Below are 12,375 nucleotides of genomic sequence, written 5' to 3' on the forward strand. Positions count from 1 at the left end.
GCACACGCTTTCCCTACCCGCCGCTCTTCCTCTCTTTCTCTACACGTCCTCACGGGCAGCCCGCCTCCGGCGGGCTGCCGCGCGTCGGGCGGTCGCTGGCCGCGCTGCGGCTCTTCGGCCGGTCGCGGCCAGCACCACCCACGCGCTGTCAGCAATACGGCGAACAGCTTGAACGGCGAAAGGCGTATCGCGGCAAAGCCTCGACCGTTTGGACCTGTGATCTCGCATCAGACCTCTGAGGACACACAGCCTCAAGCCCGCCGAGTTGTACTCATAGGACATAAAGCGGCGGTGCGGCGCGCCGCCGCATCCTCGGCTCTCCGCCTGCACGCCCGCCGCCGCCCGGGCGTGCAGCCTGGGGGCCGGTCCCGGACGGCGGCGGCGGGACACCGGGCCAGTCGCCACACACCAGCTCCGACTTACCGACCGAACGCGCCGGCCGAGTTTGCCGCACCGCCGCGCAGATACAGCCCTTACGATCGCCAGGCGATGGCCGATCGCTGTTCGTGGTTGGGGGCGATCGACGATCCGGTGCTTCGTTCCTCAGCACCGGCTCATCGAGCAGCGGTCGTATTGAGTCATTCTGCTAGGGAGTATGGGGATCACTGCAAGACGGCGGCGAGCGTCGGGTCCATGCCCTCTATACATGAGGCCATTGCTTCGGGATCATCTGGTCATGACTTGGGAGGCGTTCAGCACTACTGTTCTCCCCTTGTTAGGCGTGCTGCTGGGGACAGGTGGCACCCTCTTGGGCCAGTACCTAGCGACGCGTGTTGACAACAGGCGCCTGGAACATGACCAACTCACCACCATGCGGGCTGAGCGGAAAGCGGCCATCCTATCCTTTCTCGATGCGGCTCAGCGCATCGAACTTATCCTTGACAGCCGATCGGTATCCAAGAACCAGTCGGACGAGATAGCCGCACATGAAGATCTTCACAAGCTCTGGCTGGCCAAGAAGACTGTTGAACTTGTCTGCTCTTCCGAATTGGCACAGTGTGCACATAGCTACACCCAAGTATTACATGTCACACTAAGGGACTCCGATCGCTTTTTAGACTCTGATGCCAGGCGACAGTCGCGCTATTCGATGATGGAATCCGCGCGAAAGGATCTCGGAATAACCGGGAACCCTCTTGTGCGCGACCTTCCTCCGGGGCAGCTCAGTAATGACTGAACGCTTCGCGCCCGCGTTAAGGCTTGCATAGCTAGACCCACTCTCCCGCTAGCCCGGAGATCGACAGGTGGAAGCCCGCTTTCCTTCGACCTGAACTCTACCAAATGCGCCACGCCGTTGAGCGCGGGATCAATCTACTCAAACGCAATCGAGGCATGGTCACCCGCCATGACAAGCTCGCCGTGCGCTGGGAAGCCATTGTCCGCATCGCCGCAATCGACGAGTGGCTCAAAGCCTTTATGAAACACGGCCTAGACAGACACCACGGACGGCCGGCTGACTCGTGGTAGCAGCTGGGGAGCAGGGTGAACGCTACGCCTGAAAAGCGGAGGGTCTCGCCGCGCCAGGCTCTATGAAAGTCGTGGGGATCAGAGCGCTGCCGAATTGTGCCCATAGAAATCAAGGCAGCACTCTACGCCGCGCGGACTGAGCATGCGGACCGCGCGCTGCGCGTGCGGCCTGGGGGCGGTTCTCGCGCGCGCCCCGCTACTTGAGCCGTAGGGAAGTCACGCAGTCTAAATCCTTCTGACTAAATCTTACTAGCGCACGTGAGTCAGGAAGATTTTGACGACCGGTCTGGGCCGGGCCGCCTCGTCGCAATCTTCATCCAGGAGCTCATTTCCTCGCGCTCAATCCTAGTGATCGCGCTCGCGAGTAGAGAGTCCTTCGTTGATGGCTGGCTATAAGGTTCGCCGTTGGTGAAGTAGAGTCGCCGCTCTGCTTCAACGGCCTCCCGTGCTGCGCTAAACCTTAAATAGTCGTCATGCCAGTGGAAGATGGACTTCATTCCTGTTAGGACAACTAGAATGGCTCCCAAAATTGCCGGAGCCGTGGCATCGCCTGGAACCAGTATGCCAATGATGGGGATTGCCGCAGACAGAACTAGTTGTATGGCTTCTGAAGCTCGATAGAAGCGTCTAGCCTTAATTGCCGCTCGCTGGTACCAGGAATACGAGCTATTAGCGATCTCTATGGCGTAGGTAGTCGAGTTGGATGAAGGAGTGCTCATCTCCCCTCCTGTAGGGAAGTGTCTGAGGTGCTCCACGCACTCTACCCAGCTTGCACCCTACATGACAATATGGAACTGGCTCCAAATCCGAGCGAAAAACCTCCGCTTACAGATCAGCCAATATAGTGTATTAGAGTCAGTGCTCCTTGAGCCGCTAATTAGTCAAGCAAATCTAGTGCGTTTCTCCACCCTTCGAAGATTCCGCGAATTTCTGCGAACGCTAATAGCGACGCTTGTATATTGGCGAGTGCCATATTTAGCGGCCTGGAATACCCTTTAGCCGAATCTAGTGCGGTTCGGACGGCGTCCATTTCGCTGAGCGAATGAAGGCCTATTCCGGCCATGGCGTGTATCGCGTCTAGGAACTCACCTGTGCCCTCATCTGTCACGCGAAGTTGTCCTCTGGAGAGCATCTCAAAGACTGTATGAACCCCAGTGTCCCACTTGTTCAAACCTTGAAGTATCCGCTGGGAGACTTCAAGGGCTTCATCTCCAACAGGCGAGAGGGCGTCGGCTAGCCTTCTCGTTGAAGCTAGTCTCTGTCCGAATGTTTGCGCGCGAGAAAGCTCCGGAGCGGCGAGTGCTGTTATATCGCCAAGCTTAATCATAAGCTGGGCGTAGCTGTTCAAGTCGGCGATGATTTGTGGAGCATCTTCTTCGACATGGACGAGTAGTTCTAGAATACCCTCTTCGTCATCATCACCGCCTTTGTCGCTTTGAGGCTGCCCGAGTTCGTTAGAGCTGCTTGTGGCAGTGGAGTTCAGCACCTCCTCGATTCGACTCGATATTTTTTCAACGGTCTTCATCCATTCCGATGATCCCGGATCGGATGAGCGTATATGTTGTATTTTAAGTACTTGTAGTTGCTTTACCGCCTCCCAGATATCGTCTCCCTGAAACCTCTCCGTCAATCGGTCGAACTCCGTATAGATGAGAGGAATGATCAGCCTAGTCTCCGAGTTTGCGGCCAGAAAGCCGAGGAACTCCCGAAATTCCTGACGACATGCCTCGCTTCTAAGGTAGGAGGGCGAAACGAAGGCCAGGAAAATACTCGATGATGACAATCCGAGCCGTATTCTCCATCGCCAGTCTTCTCCGGCTGCGATTGAGTTTTTATCTTGGAATAACTCCACCTCAGACCCGGTTTGGCTCGCTAGGTTCGTCTTTATGTCGCTGACTATTTTAGATATGCGACCGTAGGACGCTTGATCGTCAATTTGTGCATAGGAAGTGAAAATGGAGACTTCTAATGTTGGGCTAGAAGAATTGATAGGCGTGTGCGTCACGGAAGCCTCGCTTAGTCTTTCTTAGCTGAGTGTCTATCTGATCTACCTACGGGCCCGCACGAGCTGTCCAAGGCATGAAGCTTAGCTGCCGACAAGTCTCTGAGGGAGATGCTGTAGCTCTTTGATGCGGAGAGCAGTCCGGGGAGCTGGCGGGTGCAGAGCTACTAATCAACAGGCCGTCTGCGGTCCAGCTCATGGACCGCCTCATATACATGCGGCCCTCACGATCCCCTGGCTGTGGCTGGACGCTGCACGTGGCCGGGGGCCATCGGTGGGCCAGGGCTTCGTTCCTCAGCCATGGCCCACCGGACACTGTGGGCGAGAGAGGCATAAGAGTACGAAGCTCGCGTCCTAGTCGACCGAGCGTCTTGCCTCCCAACCTGATGGTTGCCGGCGTTCCAGTTGCAATACCGCATCGTTCAGAGCCGTCCTGCCTTGACTAGTGAGGCCGAGTGGCTCAGGTTGAACGGATCGGAACGGCCTAGCCCCGAACTGCTAATGCGGTTGGATTGCGTCGATGACCTGCTGCGTTTGCGGTGGGCCGACAGCAAGGTGCCTCAGTACTCGAGAACGCCATGGGCGGCCACCACGTCACTTGACGCGTTCGGCCGCACCTCGGTGATGCGCTCAGCCAGCAGCAGCGCAGCGGCGAGACCGCCCTCCGACTTGCCGCCGGCCAGCCCGAGTTCGATCCGGTCGGCCAGGAAGTCCTCCGGGATGCCGTCCTCACCGCCGCCGAACGGCGGATCGAAGGTCGAGATGTTGCGACCGTCGGCGTAATGGTCAAAGGACGCGACCATGTTCACATTGACGAAGACACTCGCCGTGATCGTCTCCGCCGACAAGGGCCGCAGCACCTCGGGCAGCGTGCCGGCGAAGCCGTTCCACTCGCTCAGAATGGTCCCGCCATCGGCCGGCCGGGCGCAGGTGAGCCCTTCCTCGAAATCGCCTTCCTCGTCATTCCCGTCGAACACGTCAATGCCAAGGCGGGCCAGTGCCTCGTACGGGGTGAGACCGCGGACGAAGGTCGCACAGAACGCAAGGGCGGGCATCCTCGTAAGCTTGTCGTGATCAAGCACTATGCGCTGCTGCCGCTAGAGGTTACGCTTTCCATCTGAGTTAGTACATTACGGAATTGCTCGCCCAAATTTACTAGGAGATTCCTCCCCGTATCCAGTCCTAGGCGTCGAGCGGAGACGGCTATATAGTAGTGAAGACTATTATGTATTATCTGATATCGTTCGCTTCGCTCCATTTGATCCACAAGAAGCATGGTCGCTCCGCCTAGAGCGCTCGTCGCGGCCACAAGGGCAGCAATCACTTGCTTTTGGGCTTCCTCGTCCCCTCGTTGACGCGCTGCTGCAATATAGGCGTGCGTACTTTCGCTCCCTAGCGTGATCTCGGCAACAGTTAGAACGCTGTAAGGCTGAGCTGCGCCGTGTCCTACAAGAGTGAGCCGAAACAATGCGTCATCTTCATATATTTCCCAGTCAAGTGCCCAATCGCTGTGATAGTTAAGTTCGTCTATTCGTCCAGTAGTGGCGCTTGTGACACGCGCAATCGCTTCGAGAATCGCCCGAAGTCCATCGTCGAAGTTTTGCCTGAAATCTGCATATAGTTTTTCGCGAAGAAATATAGGCACCTTGCAATCATCGATCACCACGGGTAATACAATTACATGCCGCTCTTCCAGTTCTCGCATAAGTCCGCTATTTAGCTCCTTTTGGCACCATGCTGACGATACTGCCGCCTGAGAGAGGATCACCAGGAGCGCGCTCGCCTCTGTAATGGCTTCTTGTACTTTCGTTATGAATGAGTCGCCAACGTGAAGTTCCCAGCGATCCATCCACACATAGACTCGGTGCTGTACAAGTTGCTCAGCTAGACGATCAACGAACTGGCTGTCTTGGTGAGAGTAGCTAATGAATATTGGCATGCGAATACTCTTTCGAGGCTGCACGGCTTCTATCGATGGTAAGTGATGAAGCCGTGCAGTATCGGTTCTTTGGCATAATGAGCCAGTACGGGACTGATTCGATGAGTAGCAATGCTTTCGGGTTGAGGGATCCCAGGGGAAATCCACTCTGCTAACGCGATACTGGGTACCATCTTACGATGACCTCGGTTCTCCTCGGCGGTAAGTTCCTCGGATGAGCCCGCTGTCTCAAGGTGTTGGCGGTGTCGCTCCGCGATCGGCTGCACTGCCCGGCACGGCTTCTTCTCTGAGGGTCGGCACCTGCAAGGAGGCCGGAGTACCTGGCGGCCTATGTGGAGAGCGTCGCGGCTGCGGCCTCACCAACAGCTTGGCTCTGGCACCCACCAGGCCCGACCGGCAGCTACCAGAGAGCTTGGCGTGATCCCGTTGACATCGCCGAGGTCCAATGCCTGTTCAACGCCGCCACCGCCCATGCACCATCACTAGAACCCCGCACGGTGCTTGGTGAGGTGCGCTATTGAACCGCTCCGGGTTTGATGGCGACCAGTGGTTGCACGCTGAACGCTGTACAGCAGGCCGGTACAGCAACGCCGACGTACAGCAGCGTGCTTCATCAGCCATCACCTACCGTTTGAGCGGCGAAAGACCGCTCAGTCTTGTGGTCTGGCTCCCGTTTGCAAGCAGGAAGTCAGAAGCTTGAAGCTCCTAGGCCCCAACTGATCGGTGGCGGTGCGCAGAGCATGTCACACCCTCGCTGGCCGCTGCTCACCTCACAGGAGACTGTTCCTGCCGGCAGGCGGCGCGGACCTGAGCTGAGGGATGATCGCGCAGGCGGACGAGGACTCGTCGGGCCGCTTTGTTGTCCGGCGAAAACGTTGCCAGGGTGCGTGCGATAGCGTACGGCACGCTAACCCCAGGGTCGTCGAGGCAGCGTTCCAAGGCTCGCAGTGCCATAGGGCCGGCGATTTCCTCGCCAGCTAGATAGGCGAGTTGGGCCGCGGCCGTGGCGCGAACACTTGGGTGCTCGTCGCTGGCAAGCGTAATGAGGATTCCTGCGGTCTCGCTCTCTGTCGTCGTGGTCAGTCGACCGGCTAGGCGCGCAGCCCACTGGCGATCTAGCGGTTGACCGGAGAGCATCTTCAGCAACCCATCCAGGTCCGCCGACTCAGGTGATCCGAGTAGGAGCAAAAGTTCGCTGGCCGCGCCGGACGAGCTGGGATAGAAGGTTGCGAGAATGCTTCGCTCGGAGTCGGTAAGCCCGGCGGCGATCCGGACAGCGGGCTCAAGGACGCGTTTGGCCTCCTCCGTGAGCTGGTCAACTCCTTGCACTACCGTCTGCAATGCACGCTGCGTGTCGGTTCCTGGCACTCCGGGATGCTGGATCAGTCTGGAGAATACCTCCCAGTTCGCGAGATCCGGGTGGCACAGGTTGAGGACAGCGAGCATGTTGGCGGCGTCATAGGAATACATCGCCATCCCGTTGGATTCCGCTCGGCGGATTTTCTCTTCGAGCTGGGTGTCCAGTTGGCTGATCAGCGTGGGGACACTGGCGGGTGGGATGTGGCGAACGTCGCCCAGCGCCGCTAGCGCAGACAGGGAGCCGGCCTCTGCGTCACCCAGCAATCGCGCGTGCAGGGCCGGATTCTGTGCGACGGCCTGGGCCTCGAACTGGCGACGGAGCGGCGAGGCATGCTGAACAGCTCGTTCGCCGGCCAAGCGCGCGTCGTCGCCACTCCACACCTCGTCAGGAAGGGCGGCGACCACACGAGCCCAGGATGGGGCCGACACATCATCCGGGACAGCTGGCAGAGCGAGTACATGGTCGAGGACGGTCCGCCAGGTACTGGGGGAAGCCGCGGGAAGAACTGCGGCGAGTGCCTCAATGGATTGGTGCCCCACCTCGCTTCGGGAGAGCAGCCACGCGACCGCGGCGTCGGCGGTTTCCGTGTCGAGTAGATCGCCGCCGTGGCGGAGGATAGCCAGGTTCCCTCTAGTGGTCGTGCGCGTCCCTGTTTCAAGGTCCAGCGTCGCTGCCACCCTCGTGACAGCTGAAGCAGGGCCATCCAGGCGCAGACGCCGGATCGCGTGTTCGAGTGTCGAGGTATCGCCTGCATCCCTCAGCATCTGCAGTGTTCCGGCAACCTCCTCGGGATCCGTGTCTCGTCCCCTCAGCAGAAACTTGGCCTTGCCTAGGAGACTGATCCCGTGCCGCCAGGCCGACTGGTCGCCTAGGTAACTTGCGGTTATCGCGGTGGACAGCAGCTCATTGTGACCATGGTCACCACCGCCGATGACACGTGAGGTGTCACGTGCCCATCGGCGGAACAGCCGGTCTGTTAGATGGGCCAGCGCGCTGGCTCTGATCTGACTGCGCCACCACCCAACCGCAGTGTCCAGCCCGGTGATGAGCCCTTTGAGATCCCACGTGCCAAGGTCAGCAGTGTCGAACAACACTGAAGCACCGACCCCGGCGATCGCGGTCGCCGTGACGTCGTCAGGATGGCTGATGCGGATGTGCTGGACCGTGTCCGCGTCGAACCGGGCCTGCTCGATTCTTCCCAATTCGGTGTAGGCCCGAGCCCGCTGGATGGTCAGCCAGGCGTGATCGACAGGCTCCGCCCTGTCCCGTGCCAACTCGGCGGTGAGAAGGTCGAGAGCCTGAACCGCCTGCCCTGTCTCGATCAGGCCGGCTGCCGCGACGATGATCGCCGCCACTCGGCACGCCTCGTCAGGCGCGCCCTCGACAGCTGTAGGCATGTCTTTCGTTTCACCCGTCGCGAGACGGTGTCCCACCCGAGCGACGAATCGCCATCTCCAGTCCTTGGATGTGGCGGCCTCCGCCAACGTGGGAACAGATTCGTGCCGTGCGGCGAATTCCTCGTAAGCCTGGACTCGCGCCTGCACGAGCAATCCAAGCGCCTGCTCGGGGCCGATCGGCTGTTCGTGCCCAGCGTTCGGGTGTGGAGCGATGAGCCTTGGGACGATGAGCGCGTGCCGCAGCCGATGCCGGGGGGGCAGCAAGGCGGCCCCAGACCACGAGCTGCCTTCCAGAAGATTCTTCGGCCGCGGAGAGGCTGCCACCGCCAACAACTCGTTCAGGTGATCCTCATCGACGGTGTTCTTCGCCGGTACGAGGATCTTGGCACCCTTCCCAGTTGAGACAATCGCCTCCGGAGTCACGTGGACCCAGTAAGAAGTGCGGGTCTCAAGGTTATGCAGCACAAGCAGGTGGGGGAGGCCGTGGGCGACCCATGCATCTAGGTGATCACGGTCGTCTTCGTAGAACCACCAGCCCACGTCAGCGGGCTTGGCAAACGCGGAAGGGCCGCCCTTGACCTGCACACCCATGAAGTCACCCTGGTCGAACATCCGGCTGTCTCTGGCCTGAACGATCAGGTCGGTGCCAAGGTCATGTTGGACATCGGTAGCAGCTACTCCCCAGCCGAGCCGTTGGAAGGCAGCCATGACCTCAGTCGCGCCGACCGCGCCGGTCTTCTCCGTCGGTGAGCCGCGCATCGCAAAAGCATAGCCACCCAGACAAGGATCGCGCTGCAACTGCGCTCCGGAGCAAGCCGTTCCAGGATGGCCATTTCGTCACGTCGATCCGTGTTGGACGCTCTGGAACGATCAAGTTCCTAATACGATTGCGTTCACCAGTCGACACAGTGGTGTAAATGTCGCCTTGTGGTCGCCGTGGTACGGGTGAGTGACGCTGCGTGATCGTGGCTAAGGTGACAGCAGTGCTGACAGCAACGTCCCCACACATCAACGCATCCGCGCCGTCGTCCACACGCGTTTGAGCGCGTCCTCCATCGAGCGAACAGGGTGATTGCTCCGCTGAAAGGCGGAAGGTCGGCATTGGCCTATCGTCGCTGGGACCCGGCCCACTGGGCGTTCCGCTGCTGCCGTCGAACGGTTTGAACTCAACAGGCCAGTGCGGCTTTGCGTCGCCCCCGTTGTGTGCGAATCTCCGGTCACGGGCGAGAGGCGAGATCATGAGTGATGGCCGGTGGCGGGAACGTTGGGTAGTAGTCACTGTGCTGGTCTTGGCGATTATGGGGACAGCATCAGTGGTCCTCGTGGCCTTTAAGGTGGCCAATCCGTGGCTGCTTGGCACGGCGGCTGCGGTGGGCGCCGTCGCGGTGGCCGTATCTGGTGTCTGGCAGGACCGCCACAAGCGGATTGCGACTCGCCGCGACGAGGCCGAGTTCATGCTTCAAGATGGTTGTCTGGTGCTGCCCAGTGGCCGGCTGCCTAGGGTGTCGCAGATCGATGAGCCAATCAAGCTGGGCGTTCATCCGGCGATCGTGCTCGGTGATAGTGCCGCTCAGAACGGGCGGGCACCTGCGTACGTGCCCCGTGATGTCGACGTCGAGCTATGCCAGCGGCTCGCCTCGGGTGGGTTCGTCCTGCTGGTTGGGGACTCCGCCGCAGGCAAGTCCCGGACCGCTTTCGAGGCCATGCGGGCGTCTCTTCCTGATCACCTCTTGATCGCACCGCATGACCGGACTGCACTGCCGGCCGCGATCGAACGCACGCTACGAGTCAAACAAGCCGTGCTCTGGTTATCGGACCTTGAACACTATCTCGGTGCCGGCGGGTTGACTCGTGAGCACATCGCACGGATCAGCGGCGGAAGCGGCCATCACCGTGTCATCCTCGCGACCCTACGCAGTGCTGAACAGGTCCGGCTGACAAGCGCGTCTTCCGATGGTGAGGATGCCACTCGGCTGATTGGGCGGGAGATACGAGAGGCTTTGGAGCAGGCCGATGAGTTCCGGCTTGCCCGCATGTTCACCCTGACAGAGTTGGAGCGGGGGCTCGCCCGACGCTCAGATCCGCGGATCTCGTCGGCATTGGAGCACGCTGAAGAGTTCGGTGTCGCGGAGTACCTTGCGTCTGGACCGGAACTGAAGCGGGACTATGACAACGCTTGGGACGTGGGCGTCAACCCGAGAGGCGCTGCCCTGGTCGCTGCGGCCATCGACTGCCGCCGTGCGGGATATACCAGTCCTCTACCTCGGAAATTACTCGAAGAGCTGCACGGCATCTATCTCGATGCCAGAGGCGGCCATCGACTCCGTCCTGAACTCCACGCCGACGCGTGGGACTGGGCTACCCGTCCCCGACGGGCCACAACAGCCTTGCTCTCGCCCTCACCCGATACCGACGGTGCTGTGACGGTCTTTGACTATGTCGTCGACGCCGTGCAGCAGGCCGAAGGACCTCTGGCGCAAGTCCCCGAACCTGTTGTTCGAACCGCACTCAACCGCGCCCAACTCGTGGTCGACGTTGAAGGGATTGCCTCGACTGCCAGCAGCCAAGGTCGTTACCTACTTGCCGAAGCGGCATGGCGGAAAGCTCTCATGTGGCGCACTGCGATGCTCAGTGCGCCACATCCGGATACCTTGACGAGCCGCGACAGCCTGGCACTTGTCCTATGGGGGTTGGGACGGTTGAAGGAGGCCGAGGCCGAACACCGGACCGTGCTAAAGGCGCGCCGCCGGCTCCTGGGTGACAAACACCCCGACACTTTGGCCAGCCGTGACAGCCTGGGACTTGTCCTTTGGGGGTTGGGGCGATTGAAGGAGGCTGAGGCTGAACACCGGACGGTGTTGGAGGCGCGCCGCCAGTTCCTGGGTGACCAGCACCCCGACACGTTGATCAGTCGGAACAACCTGACACTTGTACTGCGGGGGCTGGGCAGGTTGGAGGAGGCTGAGGCCGAGAACCGGACCGTGCTGGAGGCCCGTCGCCAGCTTCTTGGTGACCAGCACCCCGACACGTTGATCAGTTGGAACAACCTGGCCCGTGTGCTGGCCGATCTCGGGCGGTTGGAGGAGGCCGAGGCTGAACAGCGCGCGGTGCTGGAGGCGCGCCGCCGGCTCCTGGGTGATCAGCATCCGGATACGTTGATCAGTCGGAACAATCTGGGCTGTGTGCTGGCCAATCTCGGACGGCTGGAGGAGGCCGAGGCCGAACACCGCGCCGTGCTGGAGGCACGCCGCCGCGTATTGGATGAGGACAACCCGCGCACGTTGAACAGCCGGAACAACCTGGCTCGCGTGCTGGCCGATCTCGGGCGGTTGGAGGAGGCCGAGGCCGAACACCGCGCCGTGCTGGAGGCACGCCGCCGCGTACTGGGCGATCAACACCCTGACGTCCAGCACAGTCGGAACAATCTGGGCTGTGTGCTGGCCGGTCTCGGGCGGTTGGAGGAGGCCAAGGCTGAACACCGGGCGGCGCTGGAGGCACGCCGCCGACTCTTGGGCGACCAGCACCCGGATACGTTGGTCAGCCGAAACAACTTGGCTCGTGTGCTGATGGATCTAGGGAGGCCTGAGGCAGGCGAGGCGCCAGAGTGACAGCGGCACGGACAACAACGTCCCCACAGGGACACGCTTCGGCTGCCGTCCACGTGTGCCTGATGGCCTCGCTCGCCCGGGCAAGCGCTGGCCGAATGAAAACGGGCAGTCCCATTTATCTATTTAGGTTCGGAAGCCGATCGTCCGGAATTCAGCGCCTAGCTAGTCGGCGGAGTGGTGTTTTAGGAGATTTGTGCCATATATGCTTTTGGAAATATGGCCAGAGTGGCGCAGTGGGAGTCGTTTTTGCATCGATCCTAACGAGATAAGGCGTTGATCTTCCAAATGGCCTAGCCTGCCTTGTCCCTACTAGATGGGCAGGTGGATGCCATGAGCGAGCAGGCCGCACAGACAATCGTCGGTAACGAGCAGAGTGAGGTCTCAAGGGAAGCCGTAAGCTCTCCGGCGAGGAAGCCGGCGGGGGCGCGAGCAGTTCCGAAGTGGGAGGCAGAAGCGCGGGATCGCGTTCGGGTAGCGATACGGCGCTACTCCAAGCCGCTAACCGATCTTAGAGCCTGCTGACGAAGGGCTTTGGTGTTCCGCGGGGAGGGTCAGGAGAGCGCCGGGGTGTGGTCATGAGTGGGTAGTTGACCCGTAAGCAG

Annotated in this window: 9 protein-coding genes; 4 read left to right on the forward strand and 5 right to left on the reverse strand. The window is 60.5% G+C overall.

The features are described 5' to 3' along the window. From ABZ815_RS39160 to ABZ815_RS39170, 3 genes are all read left to right on the forward strand, one after another. The coding region (locus ABZ815_RS39160; RefSeq protein WP_357706269.1) for a hypothetical protein at positions 1-239 on the forward strand (239 nt) is incomplete at its 5' end. Positions 240-712: 473 nt separating this feature from the next. Next, on the forward strand, positions 713-1,177 hold the full coding sequence (locus ABZ815_RS39165) for a hypothetical protein (protein ID WP_357706270.1): 465 nt from the start codon (positions 713-715) through the stop codon (positions 1,175-1,177). A gap of 104 nt (positions 1,178-1,281) precedes the next feature. Continuing rightward, entirely contained in the window at positions 1,282-1,467 is a 186-nt protein-coding gene (locus tag ABZ815_RS39170; protein ID WP_357706271.1) for a hypothetical protein, read from the forward strand. A 263-nt stretch (positions 1,468-1,730) separates the two neighbouring features. Here the strand turns inward: ABZ815_RS39170 and ABZ815_RS39175 are convergent, their stop codons facing one another. The 5 genes from ABZ815_RS39175 to ABZ815_RS39195 all read right to left on the reverse strand — a co-directional run bounded on the left by ABZ815_RS39175 (position 1,731) and on the right by ABZ815_RS39195 (position 8,924). Continuing rightward, a complete protein-coding gene (locus tag ABZ815_RS39175; RefSeq protein ID WP_357706272.1) occupies positions 1,731-2,186 on the reverse strand; it encodes a DUF4231 domain-containing protein in 456 nt (151 codons plus the stop codon). Positions 2,187-2,344: 158 nt separating this feature from the next. Beyond that, positions 2,345-3,472 (reverse strand): toll/interleukin-1 receptor domain-containing protein, encoded by a 1,128-nt coding sequence (locus ABZ815_RS39180; RefSeq protein ID WP_357706273.1) that lies wholly within the window; start codon positions 3,470-3,472, stop codon positions 2,345-2,347. Between the two features lie 557 nt (positions 3,473-4,029). After that, complete coding sequence (locus ABZ815_RS39185; protein ID WP_357706274.1) at positions 4,030-4,524, reverse strand: DUF6461 domain-containing protein; 495 nt, start codon at positions 4,522-4,524, stop codon at positions 4,030-4,032. Between the two features lie 26 nt (positions 4,525-4,550). Beyond that, positions 4,551-5,408 (reverse strand): toll/interleukin-1 receptor domain-containing protein, encoded by an 858-nt coding sequence (locus ABZ815_RS39190; protein WP_357706275.1) that lies wholly within the window; start codon positions 5,406-5,408, stop codon positions 4,551-4,553. Positions 5,409-6,173: 765 nt separating this feature from the next. Next, positions 6,174-8,924: a DUF4365 domain-containing protein gene (locus tag ABZ815_RS39195; protein ID WP_357706276.1), complete on the reverse strand. Its 2,751-nt coding sequence runs from the start codon at positions 8,922-8,924 to the stop codon at positions 6,174-6,176. 554 nt (positions 8,925-9,478) lie between these two features. Between ABZ815_RS39195 and ABZ815_RS39200 the strand changes: the two genes are divergently transcribed. Continuing rightward, positions 9,479-11,773, forward strand: a complete 2,295-nt coding sequence (locus tag ABZ815_RS39200) for a tetratricopeptide repeat protein (RefSeq protein ID WP_357706277.1) — start codon at positions 9,479-9,481, stop codon at positions 11,771-11,773. The last annotated feature ends 602 nt before the right edge of the window (positions 11,774-12,375 follow it).

This window comes from Nonomuraea sp. NPDC047529, from assembly GCF_040642995.1.
Classification (GTDB): domain Bacteria; phylum Actinomycetota; class Actinomycetes; order Streptosporangiales; family Streptosporangiaceae; genus Nonomuraea.

What these genes read in the sequence shown, in the direction of transcription:
- ABZ815_RS39170 (WP_357706271.1), top strand. Translation starts at nt 1,282, where the DNA reads ATGCGCCACGCCGTTGAGCGCGGGATCAATCTACTCAAACGCAATCGA.
- ABZ815_RS39175 (WP_357706272.1), bottom strand. Translation starts at nt 2,186, where the DNA reads ATGAGCACTCCTTCATCCAACTCGACTACCTACGCCATAGAGATCGCT.
- ABZ815_RS39185 (WP_357706274.1), bottom strand. Translation starts at nt 4,524, where the DNA reads ATGCCCGCCCTTGCGTTCTGTGCGACCTTCGTCCGCGGTCTCACCCCG.
- ABZ815_RS39190 (WP_357706275.1), bottom strand. Translation starts at nt 5,408, where the DNA reads ATGCCAATATTCATTAGCTACTCTCACCAAGACAGCCAGTTCGTTGAT.
- ABZ815_RS39195 (WP_357706276.1), bottom strand. Translation starts at nt 8,924, where the DNA reads ATGCGCGGCTCACCGACGGAGAAGACCGGCGCGGTCGGCGCGACTGAG.